15 protein-coding genes and 1 other annotated feature are annotated in these 16134 nt (G+C 48.2%); of the genes, 4 read left to right on the forward strand and 11 right to left on the reverse strand.

Features of this window, described 5'->3' with window-relative positions:
* Nucleotides 1–3: 3 nt before the first annotated feature.
* From mutS to F4V51_RS17725, 8 genes are all read right to left on the reverse strand, one after another.
* Nucleotides 4–2799, reverse strand: coding sequence for a DNA mismatch repair protein MutS (gene mutS / locus F4V51_RS17690; protein WP_153979059.1), 2796 nt, complete (start codon nucleotides 2797–2799; stop codon nucleotides 4–6).
* A 206-nt stretch (nucleotides 2800–3005) separates the two neighbouring features.
* Complete coding sequence (locus F4V51_RS17695; RefSeq protein ID WP_236146583.1) at nucleotides 3006–4256, reverse strand: putative amidoligase domain-containing protein; 1251 nt, start codon at nucleotides 4254–4256, stop codon at nucleotides 3006–3008.
* Between the two features lie 109 nt (nucleotides 4257–4365).
* Nucleotides 4366–4926, reverse strand: a complete 561-nt coding sequence (locus F4V51_RS17700) for an outer spore coat protein CotE (RefSeq protein ID WP_153979060.1) — start codon at nucleotides 4924–4926, stop codon at nucleotides 4366–4368.
* 75 nt (nucleotides 4927–5001) lie between these two features.
* Nucleotides 5002–5979 carry an aromatic acid exporter family protein gene (locus F4V51_RS17705; protein ID WP_153979061.1) on the reverse strand — a complete coding sequence of 326 codons (978 nt, stop codon included), beginning with the start codon at nucleotides 5977–5979 and terminating at the stop codon, nucleotides 5002–5004.
* A gap of 472 nt (nucleotides 5980–6451) precedes the next feature.
* Nucleotides 6452–7243 carry an ABC transporter permease gene (locus F4V51_RS17710; RefSeq protein ID WP_416226541.1) on the reverse strand — a complete coding sequence of 264 codons (792 nt, stop codon included), beginning with the start codon at nucleotides 7241–7243 and terminating at the stop codon, nucleotides 6452–6454.
* A gap of 41 nt (nucleotides 7244–7284) precedes the next feature.
* The gene (locus tag F4V51_RS17715; protein WP_153979062.1) at nucleotides 7285–8079 is read right to left on the reverse strand and encodes an ABC transporter ATP-binding protein; all 795 of its coding nucleotides are present in this window, start codon (nucleotides 8077–8079) and stop codon (nucleotides 7285–7287) included.
* A gap of 28 nt (nucleotides 8080–8107) precedes the next feature.
* Nucleotides 8108–9112: an ABC transporter substrate-binding protein gene (locus F4V51_RS17720; protein WP_153979063.1), complete on the reverse strand. Its 1005-nt coding sequence runs from the start codon at nucleotides 9110–9112 to the stop codon at nucleotides 8108–8110.
* A gap of 150 nt (nucleotides 9113–9262) precedes the next feature.
* A complete protein-coding gene (locus F4V51_RS17725; protein ID WP_153979064.1) occupies nucleotides 9263–10777 on the reverse strand; it encodes a carboxypeptidase M32 in 1515 nt (504 codons plus the stop codon).
* Between the two features lie 221 nt (nucleotides 10778–10998).
* Between F4V51_RS17725 and F4V51_RS17730 the strand changes: the two genes are divergently transcribed.
* The 4 genes from F4V51_RS17730 to F4V51_RS17745 all read left to right on the forward strand — a co-directional run bounded on the left by F4V51_RS17730 (nucleotide 10999) and on the right by F4V51_RS17745 (nucleotide 13201).
* Entirely contained in the window at nucleotides 10999–11574 is a 576-nt protein-coding gene (locus F4V51_RS17730) for a beta-class carbonic anhydrase (RefSeq protein WP_153979065.1), read from the forward strand.
* 175 nt (nucleotides 11575–11749) lie between these two features.
* Entirely contained in the window at nucleotides 11750–12316 is a 567-nt protein-coding gene (locus tag F4V51_RS17735) for a PadR family transcriptional regulator (protein ID WP_095286420.1), read from the forward strand.
* 100 nt (nucleotides 12317–12416) lie between these two features.
* Entirely contained in the window at nucleotides 12417–12917 is a 501-nt protein-coding gene (locus F4V51_RS17740; RefSeq protein ID WP_095357348.1) for a hypothetical protein, read from the forward strand.
* 5 nt (nucleotides 12918–12922) lie between these two features.
* Complete coding sequence (locus F4V51_RS17745) at nucleotides 12923–13201, forward strand: YxcD family protein (protein ID WP_095286418.1); 279 nt, start codon at nucleotides 12923–12925, stop codon at nucleotides 13199–13201.
* Between the two features lie 162 nt (nucleotides 13202–13363).
* Here the strand turns inward: F4V51_RS17745 and tyrS are convergent, their stop codons facing one another.
* The 3 genes from tyrS to F4V51_RS17760 form a co-directional block, all read right to left on the reverse strand.
* Entirely contained in the window at nucleotides 13364–14623 is a 1260-nt protein-coding gene (gene tyrS, locus F4V51_RS17750) for a tyrosine--tRNA ligase (RefSeq protein ID WP_110823322.1), read from the reverse strand.
* A 119-nt stretch (nucleotides 14624–14742) separates the two neighbouring features.
* Nucleotides 14743–14965, reverse strand: a binding site (T-box leader).
* A 99-nt stretch (nucleotides 14966–15064) separates the two neighbouring features.
* Entirely contained in the window at nucleotides 15065–15520 is a 456-nt protein-coding gene (locus F4V51_RS17755; RefSeq protein ID WP_323131779.1) for a DMP19 family protein, read from the reverse strand.
* Nucleotides 15517–15972 carry an Imm63 family immunity protein gene (locus F4V51_RS17760; RefSeq protein ID WP_153979067.1) on the reverse strand — a complete coding sequence of 152 codons (456 nt, stop codon included), beginning with the start codon at nucleotides 15970–15972 and terminating at the stop codon, nucleotides 15517–15519. Before F4V51_RS17760 ends, F4V51_RS17755 begins: the two co-directional genes overlap by 4 nt.
* Nucleotides 15973–16134 lie beyond the last annotated feature (162 nt).

A 16134-nucleotide genomic window follows, 5' to 3' on the forward strand; every position in this document is an offset into this window, starting at 1 on the left:
ATATCAGGATAATTGCTGTGCCTTTAACTTAAGCTCGTTCAGTAATTGCATCGCCTGCAGAGGCGTCATATTCATAACATCAATGTCTTTCATGTTGCGTATAAAATCTCGCGCGGGTTTGTCCACAGCGACCACAGTATCGGGCTTGCTTCCCACGCCCGGCTCATCGTCACCGAATATCGACAGCTGGACCACGTCCTGTGGTTTGGAACCCGATCTGTTCTTATTGCCTCGCTCCTTGGACGACTCACTTTCCACGTATGTCACCGTATCGGATACTGAAACCACAGCTTCCTCTCGTATCACTGGGGCACTTTCGGCATGTTCCAATCCAGGTGTAATATTGTAGTCCGATCCCGGAATACGGCTTCCTTTTCCAGCAAACTCACTGCCGACCGCCACCTGTGCAGCCGCATGTTCGAAGCCGTGCAGTAACCCATTCGCTCGTTCGATGATACTATCCGGCAGACCGGCAAGTCGTGCGCAGTATATACCGTAACTGCTGCTGGCAGCGCCCGGAATCAATTTGCGCAAGAAGTTTACTTTGTCCCCACTTTCTTGTACGGCCATGGAGTAGTTAGCCAGCTTATCCAGACTTTCTTCCAAGTGAGCCAGTTCATGAAAATGCGTCGATACGAGTGCTTTACAGCCTATAATATCGTGCACATACTCAATGACGGATTGGGCAATGGCCATTCCCTCGCTTGTTGAGGTACCCCGGCCCAATTCATCGATGATGATCAGGCTTCTCGGCGTGGCTTTGTCAGTCATTACCTGAATATCCGCCATCTCGACCATAAACGTACTTTGACCGCCAATCAGATCGTCTGCTGCCCCAATTCGTGTGAAGATGCGATCCATGATGGGTACCTCTGCCTGACCTGCAGGTACAAAACAACCGATCTGCGCCATGATTGAGATCAGGGCAACTTGTCGCATATACGTACTTTTCCCGGCCATATTCGGACCAGTAATCAGAAGAATCCGTGCTTCTTCCTTTTTCATTGCCGTGTGGTTGGCGATAAAGGCGCCATCACGCATCACAGCCTCCACCACAGGATGACGTCCTTGTTCCACCACAAAGTCATAACCATCTGTCAGTGTTGGTCTAACAAAATTCCGCTCAGCACTAATTACCGCGAAGGATTGATACACATCGATCTCTGCAACCTGTTCAGCCAGTTTTTGCAGTCTTGCAATTTCCTGATTCAACCGATCCCTCAGCTCAGCAAACAATCCGTATTCAATATCGACCATTTTGTCCTGTGCTTCGAGAATCAATGTTTCCTTTTCCTTAAGCTCCGGCGTAATGTAACGTTCTGCATTGGCCAACGTCTGTTTTCGCTCATAACGGCCTTCCGGCAAGGAAGACAGATTGGACTTTGTAATTTCGATATAATAGCCAAACACCTTGTTGTAGCCAATTTTCAGGGAGCGGATGCCTGTAGCTTCACGTTCTTTTGCTTCCAATTCAGCGATCCACTGTTTGCCATTCACCGATGCTTCCCTTAGTTCGTCCAGTCGTTCATGGTAACCCTCACGGATTAATCCTCCATCTCTTACGGATACCGGAGGCTCGTCCACAATGGCACGACCGATGGCATCCCTCAAGTCACTACAGTCATCCATCATTTCCGCAATATTCTGCAGCGTGGTCGAAGAAGACTCTGCACAATACTGGCGAAGTCCCGGTATTTTATCCAGCGACAGCTTGAGTGCGTTCAAATCGCGCCCGTTGGCATTCCCGAAGGCAATTCGCCCTACCAGCCGTTCCAGATCGTAAATGTCCTTCAGTTCAGCACGCAAATCCTCACGCAAAATAAACTGATTATATAGCGTGTCCACTGCTTCAAGTCGCTCATTAATTTTCCCTTTTTGCAGCAGGGGTTTATCCACCCACCGCCGCAGCATCCGCGCACCCATGGATGTTTCCGTTCTGTCCAGCAGCCAGAGCAACGAGCCTTTTTTGGAACGCTCGCGAACCGTTTCCACAAGTTCCAGATTACGTCTGGTGAATGGATCCAGAATCATGAAGTGATCCGGCTCGTAAGTCGAGATTTGTGTCAATTGCCCCAGAGAACGTTTCTGCGTTTCACTCAGATAAGAGAACAGTCGCGCAACACAAACCTGACGTTCCGGCTCCAGTCTTGCCCATGCAGCTTCACCAAATTGTTGCCGAACGAGATCCTCCTTGCTTTTGGTCCAGGGCGTGTATACAACAGGTCTCCCGATTGGTGAAGATTGCGCAGCGACGGTATCAAGAAGAGTCGCATCACCGACTACTTCGGAGGGTTCGTAGATGCCGATCTCGTCCTTCAGCCATTCCTTGGAATATGGCACGGACGTCACGTACAATTCACCCGTTGACAGATCACACGCTGCCAGCGCCAGTGTATTTTGGTTTCCTGTCAGGCAGACCATATAGTTGTTGGATTTGTCGCCAAGAGTCTTGCCTTCCATCACCGTTCCAGGCGTGATAACACGTACAATCTCCCGTCGTACCATGCCTTTTGTTACAGTTGGATCTTCCATCTGCTCACAGATGGCAACCTTGTATCCTTTTTCAATCAGACGCTGTATGTAATTGTCCGCCGAATGATAAGGCACACCGCACATCGGAATTTTCTCTTCCCCACCGCCTGCGCGTGCAGTCAGCGTAATTTCGAGCTCACGTGCTGCATTGACAGCATCATCGAAGAACATCTCATAGAAATCACCTAATCTAAAAAAAAGAAAAGCGTCTTGCGCTTCGGCCTTCACTTGCAAATATTGTTGAATCATTGGCGTATACTGAGCCATGAATATCCTCCATCCGTTCCTATGTTGTCAGGAAGAGTCCCTGCCCTAGAAGGAACAATAAGGCGGTCAGGCACATCTTCGTGCCTCCGCCTCATGTTTCGGCCATCTGCCGCTTCCTTCACAGACCAGTGTCTGCATGTCTTCCATAGCTGTAATCAGATCCAAAATTGACTTGCTTTCTATTATAACAAAAAAACATCTACTCTTCATGAACCTGCACGAATATTCCAGACTTTACGAATGTCCCGGCTCTCATCCCACGTCTTCCCTTCTCTCAGGTGACGTATGAGCGGAGCAGCATACTTTTCATATCTTGCGTAGTCCTCCAAGCCAACCAGATCGTCCAGAAGCGCTGGAATGTACTCCTTCATTCGTTCCCGGTCTCCTTCATAAAAGGCAGTATGCACTGTTGTATTCATCAAAGGACGACGAGGAAGACTGGTGTAGGAGGCGGCAATAAGACCTGCAAGAGCGACCACTCCTTTGGCTACGAGTGGAGAGATCAGGAAGCTGGGCAGTGTTCGATATTCGAATCCACCATAGTGCTTCAGTCGAAAATCCCCCAGTGCACCGTACCTTGGACGCCTGCCCGAACCACGCGGGTCCTGCAGAAACGCAAGTGGCAGGGCGAGATAATTGTCAAGCACACGCAGTAAGTCCCCGTTAAGTGTCACTCCGCTGAAATGAACATGTCCCCCGAGCGGCAATCCACGCTGCGGCATTCCCCCAGCCTGCCAAATGAGCGAATGGTCGGTTATGCTGCGGGATGCCAGGTCAAAAGCTCTCAGTAAATGAGTTAGCAGCTCTCGCGGTTCCGAACTCGGGGCAGGACGAAGTTCAGCAACCGGATAGATCCGCCTCCCCCCAATGGTCACGGAATCGCAGCCTACCATTCCCGTGCGTCCGAGAAACCTTGAGGCAGGTATAATTTTGGACTCCGGCATCTGCACGAGTAGAAACTCCGGGTCCATTCCAAGCACGGGCGTTACTTTATTCTGACTTTCCTCATCCAGTTGAGACTGCAGCGTCTTCCAGCCTTCCCGGTACATGACGGATAGATCTGTCATGCCCTTCCACGGACGCGGGTCAATCGAAACAACAGTGCACCCGTTTTTTCCCGAAGCTTCCAGCCTTACAGCGCCGTGATCGAGTCCAAGAGTATATAAGGTTTTAACAGCAAGCCGCTCGATTCGTTTGAACAGTGTCGAAGCCGCTTCCCGATCTAGCAGGCTATCCTGTGCACCGCCCATGCCGCTTGTATCCCGCCGTTTAATCCGAAGTGCGTACAGGCAGCATATCTGTACATCATAACGTACTCTCAGGCCAGGCTCCCTTTTTTGCCTATCACGTGAGGCAAGCACTTCAATGCCGGCTCGCTCTAATCGTCCTGCCCGTTCTCCTGCCGACATGCGTTCGTAACGTTTAACCGCTTGCTCTGCCTCTTCCATTACATTCATTCGGTCCCTCCTTTCCATTGCCCAAAAAGAAAAAAGAGGGCTTGCGCCCTCTTCACTGCCGCTTGCGGCGCATATAATACCTTAGCTAAGGATACAAGAGACGAAGAAATTACAGTTCCTCGTCAAGCAGGTCCGGATCAAGATCATCATAATCTTCATCCGTGCCGCCAAAGTCATAATCCTTGTCTTCGTAGTCTCCGCAACCATCTGTGCATACCTTCACGCATACTTTGGTTTCGGCAACCAGTTCAACAGCGAATTCCCGTTCTACCCGGATAATTACGCTGCCTCCGCCTGCGGATACAGTGGCTTCCACACAGCTTGGTTCCTGCGTTGCATCCGCAGATACCTCTACTGTGGAAGCCCGGTGTTTCGGATCCAGGTAAGACAAAGGCACATGTTCTACATACGACACCGTTTCTTTGGCTACATCTGTCTGCGAATTTTTGTCATAGGAATACCAAATGTTGATATCGTAAGTACCAATAACTTCAATTCCGTCCCCCGCTGATACGGCTTCATATTGGTGGTTGATAATCCAAGCCCCCAAAATACTGGTCGGACCATTAGGCGGAGTCACGGTATGTGTTACGGTAGAGAACTTACGACCTTTGCCGCAGATCGCCTTCGTGATGATCTCTCTACATTGATGTTTATGACTCAATGACATCTTTAAACCTCCTCCATACAATCATTCACTACAAGTGTATGCAGGGCATCCGTCTAGGGTGACAACTATTTTCTATTATTCGTTTGTAGATTGGGACCGGTCCGTAATCGGGGACGGCGCTTTGTCCTTTTTCGCAATTTTCAGATACAGCGCGAGTTCCCGGCACAGCTGGAGAATCGCAGAACGAATCTCGAATTCTTCCCTTGTATCTGGCAGTTCCATTCGCCTGAATTCTTCCTGCACATTTGCGAGAAGTTTTTCAGTTCGTCCAGTGTAAGACTCTGTGAGCACATCCTGACTGAGCTGGTCAAACAGCTCCGACACCATTTCGGCATGTGGCATCTTCTGATAAATTTGAGAGACCAGATGCATCATATGCTGAATGGAGTCCAGCTGCGTTTTTCGCATGTAAAAGTATACGCTCCATTCTTCGTTCGGATGAATGACCTGATTCTCCAGTGAACGCTTGGCTGCTTCAATGCCTCCAAGAACAGCCTTGTCCGCTTCGATCAGTTCCTTCCCCGCCCAGACCTCATTCGGATTACGAAGAGTCGCAGCAAACTCCTTGAAGATCACGGAGAATAGTTCGTCAATCCTTTTGCGGATCTGAAGCATTTGCGGGTCGGCTGCTGGCATATATGCCAGATTAACAACCATCGCAGATCCCAGACCAATCAGCAGCAACCCGATTTGCACCAAAATGACTTGAACGTCCATCTCCCCGCCACTGAAGACACGAAAGACCACGACAGATCCCGTCACAATGCCTTCCTTGAATCCGGCCCGAACAATTACCGGAAACGCAATCAGTATGTACACGGCTAGAACCCAATAATGGAAGCCTAGAAAGTGAAAAAGTACACTTGCGAACAAAAGACCTACCACGGAAGCAAAGAATCGCGCCGAAATCGTGCGAATGCTTCTTTTTCTCGTAACATCGACACCCAGAATGGCTAGCAAGCCTGCCGATGTTGGCCCGGGCAAGCCGCACCAGTCCGCAATCAGCACAGCCATCAGTGCAGCAATTGCGGTTTTAATTACTCTAAAACCCATTTCTCATTACCTCTCCTCTAAGCTGCTTATATGTCCAAGCCAGCTCTTCGTCCCATCCGGATGAATGCATGTCCTGCTTCATACCTCTAACAAATCTGCGTTAGCCTGGTTCTGCAATACGTAGTATTACACACCCTGAGGCAAACCATTTCCCGTTTTACAAAAAAAGAAGCTATTGAAGGGATGCATAGACATATGCAGTTCCATCAGAATCAATAAACGGCATCAACCGACATGCCCATGCATGCCGGTCACAACATCGCGTCCCGGATGTGGGACGCTGGCAATTTTGATTTCATGCAGGCGGAAGCCATAAAAGGCCCTACTCTCCAATCTCCGCATACATGAAGGACTGCACGGAATATTTGTATTAGTATGGTACTTGATTTTTGGTTGGCGGGCAACGTGACACCCCTTGTGAAATTGTATACATAACACGATCTAGCAAGCTCTACTAACCTTTTTCGTGGCACTACCTGCGCCCTGCCAGCAGTTTTCGCTCCACATACACCACAAGCTGATACATCGCAGTAGCTACGGCCGCGATAATTAGCAGGCTCGATAAGACCAGGGTAAAATTGAAGACCTGAAATCCGTAGATAATCAAATACCCAAGCCCCTGTTTGGCAACCAGAAACTCACCCACAATTACACCGACCCAGGCCATGCCCACATTGACTTTCAATGTAGAAACAATCGCGGGAAACGAAGCCGGCAGGACAACTTTGGTGAAAATCTCGGACCGATCGCCACCGAACGTACGAATGACCTTGACATAATTGCTGTCCACTTCATTGAAACTGTTGTACACCACCAGGGTCGTAATAATCACCGTAATGGACAACGTAGTCATGACAATAGCCGTGAAGCCTGCACCGAACATGACGATGAAGATGGGGCCGAGTGCCACCTTTGGCATGCTGTTGAATACGACCATATAGGGATCAAGCACTTTGGACAAAAAAGGAGACCACCAGATCAGGACCGCAAGCAGCGTTCCGACAAGCGTCCCCAGCAAAAAGCCAACTGCCGTCTCCCCAACGGTGACTGCGACATGGATCCAAAGTTCACCACTGGCGATGTCCTTGCCGATCTGGGCAAAAACTTTGCTCGGATAACTGAACAGCAGCACATCAATCCAGCGCAGTCTGCCCGCCAGCTCCCATAACAAAAACATGCAGACCAGCAGGGACAGCTGAACCGCAAGTACCTTGCGACGCCACTCAGCAACCTGCTTCAAGTGGCCTTGGTGCAGCTTCTGCATCCATTCATCACGGCGCATTTCCTGCTTCTCTCTCGTCTGATTCACCCGTTCTTCTCACCTCCTCCGGACTGTTCCAGTTCGCTCCATAACGCCTGAAAAAGCTCATTAAAACCTTCCTGTTCCCTTGCGTAGAAGGGCTGGGATTTCCGAATGGCTTCAGGAATGATAAACTCTTTCCGAATTCGTCCAGGATTGCGATCCAGCACAATGACGCGGTCACTCACGGCAATCGCTTCAGACAGGTCATGTGTGACCAGCACCGAGGTTTTTCCCGTTTCCTTGAGCGTATCTGACACCAGATCCTCCAGCTGCAGCTTGGTCTGATAGTCCAGCGCAGAGAATGGCTCATCCAGAAGCAGCAAGGATGGATCAGTTGCTAGCGTCCGCACGAGCGCGACACGCTGCCTCATGCCCCCGGATAGTTCGGAAGGATATAAATTCTCAGTTCCACCAAGGCCCATCTCTGCAAGCAGCTCGCTTGTTCGTTTACGACTCCGTTCATCCAGCCTGCCCGTCAATTCAAGTCCGATCAGTGCATTGTCCAAAATGGTACGCCATGGAAACAGATAGTCCTGCTGCAGCATGTAGCCAATCTGGGCAGAAGGACCTTCAACCAGTTTCCCTTTTACTTTCACCTCTCCCGCGGTCGGCGTGAGCAGCCCGGCGATAATGGACAACAATGTCGTTTTGCCACACCCGCTCGGACCAACGAGACTGACAAATTCCCCTTGGTTAACCTGAAGGCTCAGGTCTTCGATGACCAATGAGGCTTCACGCTCATTGACATACACTTGCGAAATCCCTTCCAGTTTAATCACCGTATCGGATTCAGGCATGGCGATCACTTCCTTTCCTGAAAGCCTGTTACTTCACAGATGATGCTTGTTCCGCATAGGTGTTGTCGACAATCGCTTTGGAATCCACCCGTTGTTCGAGTTCTCCAGCCGCACTCATGACGTCCAGCAGATTGTTCCATTCTTCATCGTCAATAATCGGATCGGTTGCATACGTCCCCTGTTCCTTATAACGATGAATACTACTTACGAGAATGGATTGATCGATGTCTTTAAAGTAAGGGAGGATGACCTCGGCAATCTCTTCAGCCGAATGGGAATCTACCCAGACCTGCGCTTTGTGCAGCCCGTTCGTAAATTTCTGGACCATTTCCTTGTTGTCGTTGATGTAGCTTTGTTTCGTCATGAACACCGTATAAGGCAAATGTCCACTCTCCGTTCCAAACGATGCAACGACCTTCCCGCGGCCTTCCTGTTCAAAGATGGATGCCTGTGGTTCAAACAGCTGTACATAATCTCCTGTACCCGACGCAAATGCCGAAGCAATGTTGGCAAAATCGACATTTTGGATCAATTCCAGATCCTCCTGCGGATCAATGCCGTGTTTGTTCAACGTGAATTCTCCAGCCATTTGCGGCATCCCGCCTTTGCGTTGTCCGAGAAATGTACTCTGCTTCAGCTGATCCCAATCAAAGCTGCTTTCGGCATTCCGTGCAAACAAAAATGTACCGTCTGTCTGGGTTAGCTGGGCAAAGTTAATGACCGGATCTTCCGCTCCCTGCTGATAGACGTAGATGGATGTCTCTGCTCCGACCAGGGCGATATCCACGGAGCCCGCGAGCAAGGCAGCCATCGTTTTGTCACCACCAGCCGTTGTCTGGATCTCGACCTCCAGCCCCTCTTCTTCAAAAAAGCCTTGGGCTACGGCCACATACTCCGGTGCGTAAAATACCGAACGCGTCACCTCGCCAATCGTAATTTTCGCTTCGTTTTTCTCTTGGTTGCAGCTCGTGAGCGCGACAATGATAATCAGCAATATAACGATGGCACGAATAAACCAGGGCGTGTATTTCATGCTGTTTCCCTCCTTCGCTGGTTTCAGCAGTTTCTCTCTACTATGAATATGCCGCTGCCCATCAAAAGGTTAAGAACTTGCACACCAAAAAAAGAGCCGGGCATATGCCCGGCTCTCTCTAGTACCTGCTTCGTATTATAAGATTTACAACTACAGTTTATAAATCTCGGTATATTTGGCTTCCAGATAATCAGCCAGATAATCCGGGTTCAGCTCCTCACCTGTCACAGCGAGAATCAATTCGGAAGGTGTACGGCTCTTGCCGTAACGATAAATCTTGTCCGTTAACCATTCCTTGATCGGTATCAGATTGCCTTCTGCAATATAAGCGTCAAACTCCGGCAGTTCCTGGCGCAGCGTATGTAGAATCTGAGCGGCATACATATTGCCGAGTGAATACGATGCAAAATAACCAAAATCGCCACCGGACCAGTGAACATCCTGAAGCACGCCTACGCCATCGTTTGGAGGAACAATCCCGAGATATTCTTTGTACTTGGCGTTCCAGGTTTCCGGCAAATCCTTGACTTCCAGTCCCTCATTGAACAGCATTTTCTCAATCTCATAACGAATGATAATGTGCAGATTATACGTCAGCTCGTCTGCTTCAATTCGGATCAGCGAACTTTCGACGCGGTTGATCGCACGGTAGAAATCTTCCAGAGCTACTTCGCTCAATTGCGGAAAATGCTGCTGCAAGTCTTGATAATAGCGAGTCCAGAACGGACGACTGCGGCCAATCATATTTTCCCAGAGGCGGGACTGGGATTCATGAATCCCCATCGATGTTCCTTCTGCCAGCAGGGTACCTGCCAGACTTTCGTCAATATTTTGCTCATATAGAGCATGTCCACCTTCGTGCAAAGAACTGAATACCGCGCTCGTCACATCATCCTGCAAGTAATTCGTCGTGATTCGCACATCTCCCGGATTAAGTCCTGTCGCGAACGGATGAACACTCTCATCCAGTCTTCCGGCATCAAAGTCATAACCCATCTGTCCCAAAATGAACAAACTGAATTTTTCCTGTTGCTCCGTATTAAACAGCTGGTTTAAGAACTCCGTATTCGGCTTGTTTTCGGAAGCATTGATCTTTTCCTGCAGCGGCACCAAGCGTGCTTTCAACCGGGCAAATACCGCATCTACCTTCTCTACGGTCAGATCCGGCTCGTACATATCAAGCAGCGTATCATAGCGTGTGTCTTTCACACCCCAGTAGTCGATGAACTCCTGTTTGAGTTTCACGATCTCTGTCAAATACGGGGAAAAGCCTTCAAAATCGCTATTATGCTTGGCATCTTCCCATGCCGTTTCCGATTTGGCCGTAAGCACCGTATATGCTTGAACCTTCTCAGGCGGGACGGATTGGCTCCGATCGTATTCCTTTTTGCATTCCAATACCAGGCGGCGATTTATATCATCCAGTTGATTCAACACCTCTGGTTTGGTCAACGTGTCCAAATAGGTTTTCATCTCATCCGAAGTTTGAAGCTTGAACGCTTCGGTAGATAACATGCCGATCGTTTCCGAACGAGTCGGAACGCCTTTCTTCGGCGCACCCGTGCGCAGATCCCAATGAAGCAAACCAATGGCTTCGTGATAACTTTTGATTTTGCTGGCCAAATTAAGGAATGATTCTAGATGTTTCAGGGTTTGTTCTTCCATTGTTATCGTTCACCTCTCCAAAAAAAGTTTAGACTCCCTATTGATGATACTTTTTGCAATGCGTATAATCAACTTTTAACAGAGGTAAATGGCATGATTCTTATTTATAAGATATCATGCCCTTTGCTGAGCGTGGTATAATTGAGAGCAGGGCGTAGGACAAGCTGCATACCGATGCAAGCTGTCGTGCTCATCGTATTGGATAACAGGAGGCAATGGACATGAACAACATTCAAGAGATTTTGGCGTACAACAAATCATTTGTCGAGACAAAAGAATACGAAAAGTATACGGCCGGAAAGTTTCCAACCAAAAAAATGGCAATTATCACATGCATGGACACCCGTCTGGTGGAACTGCTGCCTAAAGCGATGAACCTGAAGAACGGTGAGGTTAAAATCCTTAAAACGGCGGGTGCCATTATCTCTCAACCTTTCGGTTCTGTTATGCGAAGCGTGCTTGTAGCTATTTATGAGCTCGGGGCAGACGAAGTTGTTGTTGTCGGTCACACCGAGTGCGGTATGGCATCCTTGCAAGCAGACACCATGATTGGCCACATGGTTGACCGCGGTGTATCCAAAGAAGTCATAAATGCTCTGGACAACTCCGGAATCAATTTGCAAAATTGGCTTCGAGGGTTTAACAGTGTTGATGAAGGGGTAAAACACACTGTAGGAGTCATCAAAAATCATCCCCTGTTTCCACAGGGAGTACCCGTTCACGGCATGATTATTGATTCCTCTACAGGCCAGCTTGAGCTTGTAGTCGAAGGGTACGAGCAACAGGCATCTCTCTAAATGGTTTTGGGTGCGGACCTCAGGGTCCGCACTCTTTTTTTGTCTAAATTGAGGCAGTTATGCTGTCAGGTTGTCAAACCATACAGTTTCAGTGTACACTTTTTATGAAAGCGGTCATTGATGGCAATATCCATTGTTTTCACTGGCCCAGCCCTAATATTAAGGAGACATGTGCATGAACATACTTTCCTACGGATTGCTCGGGCTGCTTACCCGCGAGGAGTCGTCTGGTTACGATCTGATGCTGAAGATTCAGCCTCATTGGCAAGCCAAACACAGTCAGATCTATCCGCTCCTGTCCAAGATGGAAAATGATGAACTACTATCTTCCCGCTGGGTGCAACAGTCTGACAAACCGGACAAAAAAATGTATGCAGTCACGGAAAAAGGTATCGAGAAATTGCTCGGCTGGATGATTACTCCTGTTACTGCTCCGGTAACACGTGACGAGTTCAATTTGCGTATTTTATGTGTCGGCATAGCCGAAGATGGAAGCATGAGACGCATTCTGAATGAGCGCAAAAACTGGTTTATGGAGCGCATCCGATATTTCGAGGATCTGAAGTCCCGCATCCCTCAGGATAACCTCCGCGTAGGCAGCCGGGAATTTGGGAGCTACATTCTGGTTCAAAAGGGATTAATGAATGCCCAGACCGGCCTGGAATGGTGCAACTGGGTGACCCAGCTGCTGGATGGTCAGGCAGCCATTCAGGACCCTTGTCCGATTATTTCGGAAAATTAATAAAAATTTGAAACGTTCCTGCTTTTAGACCGTATTACATGAGTAAGGCCCATTTTTAGGGTTGATCACACAATTTAATCGGGGGGTTACGATCTTTACAATGAAGAAAAAATTTGGAATTAAACATCTGATGATGGTTTTTATGGCTTTCACTCTGTTGTTCGCAACAGTTGGCGTAGCAAATCCGGATTCTGCTGACGCAAGACGTGGTGGCGGTTTCAAATCAGGCACAAAGAGTTATACCAATACACCTAAGAAATCCGACAACAATGTGAGTCAGTCCAACTCGAACAACAACTCGGGTACAGGTGCAGCTGCAACTAACCGTGGCGGATTCTTCGGCGGTGGCGGCGGATTCATGAAAGGCATGATGCTGGGTGGTCTGGCCGGTATGATGTTCGGCGGATTGTTCGGTGGTATGGGAGCTCTTGGTAACATCCTTGGATTGCTTGTAAACGTGGCTGCGATCATGCTGATCGTTATGCTGGCAATGGCACTCTTCAGAGCCATTGCGAATCGCCGTAAACCGGCTGCAGATGGTCGTTATGACCGTCGCAACGATCGTGATGATGATGACCGCAACAGAAACGGACGGTACTAATCATTATGGTTCTAAGCATGGATGAGATTGTTAATGCAATCTGTCTTCACATGGCTGAACGCAAAGGTGTGCGCCCGACCGATGTCAATGTTGAACTGAGCTGGGAAGAAGATACGGGATACTCCGCGGAAGTCTGGATTCAAGGCCGTAGTCAATACTTGGTTGAATCCAACATGATAGAAGCGATCCTGCGCTACCTGCACAGTGAATACAACATCCGGGCTTACCGTGAAAACGTCAGACTTGATCTGGACGAAGAAATTACAGCCATTGTGAATCAATAATCAAATCAATTAATTAGTTGCGGATGAATTGTTAAAGGGCCGTCTCCCTAATGTCATTGACATTAGTGGAGACGGCCCTTTTGTTTACCTTGGGAATGATGAATATCCTGGGAATGTAAACTTACGTTGTTCTTCCCAAGATATTCGTGATACGGTACGTTCCTACTTCAATTTCACAAGGCTGTAGTTCTTCTTGCCTTTACGAATAATGATGAACTTGCCACCAATCGCATGCTCTGCAGACACTGTGAATTCCAGCTCTGTAATCTTCTCTCCGTTCATAGAGATCGCACCTTTGGTGACATCCTCACGCGCTTGGCGTTTGGATGGCTCAAGGCCCAGATCAACCAGCCAGTCCACGATGTTTTTGGCTTCGCCGTCTGTTTCAAACGTAGGCATTTCCTTGAAGCCCTGCTCGATCTCATCTGCTGTCAGGGAGCGAATATCTCCACTGAAGAGCGCAGCGGTAATCCGTTTAGCTTGCTCCAGCATCTCATCGCCGTGAACGAATTTTGTCATTTCTTCGGCGAGTGCCTTCTGTGCTTCACGTTTGTGCGGCTCGGTCTCAACCTTTTCAGCCAAAGCTTCAATTTCCTCTTTGCTCAGGAAGGTGAAGTATTTCAGGTATTTGATGACATCACGATCATCCGTATTCGCCCAGAACTGGTAGAATTCAAATGGTGTCGTTTTGTCCGGATCCAACCAGATCGCACCGCCCGCGGTTTTACCGAATTTCGTTCCATCGGCTTTGAGCATCAGAGGGATCGTCAGCCCGTAAGCTCTTGCTTCAGACCCTTCTTTCTTGCGGATGAGGTCCAGACCACTTGTGATATTCCCCCATTGATCGGAGCCACCGATCTGCAGCTGTACATCCTCGTTTTGGAACAGGTGATGGTAATCCAGAGACTGCAGGATCTGGTAGGAAAACTCGGTGAACGAGATTCCGCCTTCCAGTCTGCTCGCCACCACATCTTTTGCCAGCATCGTGTTAAGATTGAAGTTTTTCCCGTAATCACGCAAAAACTCAATGACGTTAATTTGATGTGTCCAGTCGTAGTTGTTCACCATGCGAACCTGGTTGTCGCCTTCGGTTACAAACAATTTTTTCATCTGTGCTGTCAGCTTATTGACGTTCTCTTGGACCTGTTCCAGGGTTTGCAGCGAACGCTCAGATTGACGTCCACTTGGGTCACCAATTGTACCCGTTGCTCCCCCAATCAGGATCACTGGACGATGTCCCGCAAGTTGAAAACGTTTCAGCATCATGAACGGAATCAGGTGACCGATGTGCATACTGTCTCCAGTAGGGTCAACTCCACAGTACAAGGAGATCGACTTGGTTTCCGTCAGCTCACGCAGCCCCTCCGCATCCGTCTGTTGGTTTATGGCGTCACGCCATTCAAGTTCATCAATAATATTCAACCCAAACAACCCCTTTCTCTTCTAATCGTTTTTCAGTCATGGACTACGTTAATGGTCAAAAATACAGGTGGGAGCAGCTTTTTTGGACACAAAAAAATCGCCTCCTTGTCTTCATTAGACATAGGGACGATTATCATAACCGTGGTACCACCCAACTTGCATGAATAGATGCTTACACATCATCCATACCGCTTTTGGCAATATATCGTTTGCCCATTCCGCTTGGCATTACCCAAGTACTCCAGAGTGTAATTCGCAGCCCTTGTATGTATCAGGTTTCATCAACCCCTGACTTTCTGTAACAGGGACAAAGCCGCTACTGCGCTCCATCAACGTAATTCATGTATTAGATTATAGCCAGTATAGCCGAACGTTCAATCCATTGCAAGAGCCTGTATTTAATCTGCTCACCTTACTTCAAAAGAGACTCTGACCTTTATACTATACCTCTATATTCAGCTTCCTATGATAATACGTGTACGCCTTCTCCGCAATCTGATCCTCGTTATCCCACAATTGCTGATCCAGAGTATCTAACCTTAGTTCCTCTTCTGTCGTGAGTAAATGGGGAATGTCCCATAATGCTGTCAGCCGTTCATCATCCGCCAAATGCTCGATCAAGCGATACTGCTCTTGAATATTACCCAGCACTTGGTTCGCACCAATCGTATGTAATGCCCGCAAAACATGAAGATATGCTTCTTCTCCCCAGTTGCAGAAAAATTGAATAAACCCACCGTTAAATACGTCTACTTCCAACAGCCATAGGGCTGCAATTTCCTGCTCCTCGGATGTTAATCCCGACCATCCCTGTTCCTGTTTGTTCTTTTTGTCTACAAACTTCAACGCATAATCATACCATACATCATGAATATCTTGATTAGTCACGCCCTTCATCCCTTTCCCCTAGGCTGCATGCTCTCCAATTCATGGCGTTTACCGGTTTGATGCCAGTGTAAATAGGGTTCTCCCAACTGCTGAAAAGCGTTCGTTACGTTGCGGTCCATTTCCTGTATCACTTCGCTCGTGTATTTTAGATGAGTGTTGATATTATCTACATCGTATTTTTTCAACATCTCCACATGCACCGTGGTAAAAATAATATCCTCCAGCAGCCAGTAGATCACCATCTCGGTCTGCTTCAACTTTTTCTTCAACATGGGCATTCCACGTTCATATATGGTGACGATATAGGTTCCATTTTCCATTTCAACATAAGGCGCACCTTCCCATTTGAAAGGCTCGAATAGACGGTTAACATATGTATTGCTCTGTTCTTGGTCAAAGTCTGTTTGGGATAACAGTTCAAGCAGCTTGACTGCTAATTCCTGTTTGGTTAAAACCGACATGGCAGCTCACCACCTGTAATTCATTTAAATTGCACTCCTCATGACATGATCATGAAAAAGCTGCCGGTGGCAGCTTCTTCGTGATCACCGTGTGGCTTGTACTCACAAGTACTCACAAGTACTCACAAGGTACCTATTGCAACTTATGATTGTCTTCTTTTC

This window comes from Paenibacillus xylanilyticus, assembly GCF_009664365.1.
Lineage (GTDB): Bacteria > Bacillota > Bacilli > Paenibacillales > Paenibacillaceae > Paenibacillus > Paenibacillus xylanilyticus_A.

What these genes read in the sequence shown, in the direction of transcription:
- mutS (WP_153979059.1), bottom strand. Translation starts at nt 2,799, where the DNA reads ATGGCTCAGTATACGCCAATGATTCAACAATATTTGCAAGTGAAGGCC.
- F4V51_RS17695 (WP_236146583.1), bottom strand. Translation starts at nt 4,256, where the DNA reads ATGAATGTAATGGAAGAGGCAGAGCAAGCGGTTAAACGTTACGAACGC.
- F4V51_RS17700 (WP_153979060.1), bottom strand. Translation starts at nt 4,926, where the DNA reads ATGTCATTGAGTCATAAACATCAATGTAGAGAGATCATCACGAAGGCG.
- F4V51_RS17705 (WP_153979061.1), bottom strand. Translation starts at nt 5,979, where the DNA reads ATGGGTTTTAGAGTAATTAAAACCGCAATTGCTGCACTGATGGCTGTG.
- F4V51_RS17710 (WP_416226541.1), bottom strand. Translation starts at nt 7,243, where the DNA reads ATGCAGAAGCTGCACCAAGGCCACTTGAAGCAGGTTGCTGAGTGGCGT.
- F4V51_RS17715 (WP_153979062.1), bottom strand. Translation starts at nt 8,079, where the DNA reads ATGCCTGAATCCGATACGGTGATTAAACTGGAAGGGATTTCGCAAGTG.
- F4V51_RS17720 (WP_153979063.1), bottom strand. Translation starts at nt 9,112, where the DNA reads ATGAAATACACGCCCTGGTTTATTCGTGCCATCGTTATATTGCTGATT.
- F4V51_RS17725 (WP_153979064.1), bottom strand. Translation starts at nt 10,777, where the DNA reads ATGGAAGAACAAACCCTGAAACATCTAGAATCATTCCTTAATTTGGCC.
- F4V51_RS17730 (WP_153979065.1), top strand. Translation starts at nt 10,999, where the DNA reads ATGAACAACATTCAAGAGATTTTGGCGTACAACAAATCATTTGTCGAG.
- F4V51_RS17735 (WP_095286420.1), top strand. Translation starts at nt 11,750, where the DNA reads ATGAACATACTTTCCTACGGATTGCTCGGGCTGCTTACCCGCGAGGAG.
- F4V51_RS17740 (WP_095357348.1), top strand. Translation starts at nt 12,417, where the DNA reads ATGAAGAAAAAATTTGGAATTAAACATCTGATGATGGTTTTTATGGCT.
- F4V51_RS17745 (WP_095286418.1), top strand. Translation starts at nt 12,923, where the DNA reads ATGGTTCTAAGCATGGATGAGATTGTTAATGCAATCTGTCTTCACATG.
- F4V51_RS17755 (WP_323131779.1), bottom strand. Translation starts at nt 15,520, where the DNA reads ATGAAGGGCGTGACTAATCAAGATATTCATGATGTATGGTATGATTAT.
- F4V51_RS17760 (WP_153979067.1), bottom strand. Translation starts at nt 15,972, where the DNA reads ATGTCGGTTTTAACCAAACAGGAATTAGCAGTCAAGCTGCTTGAACTG.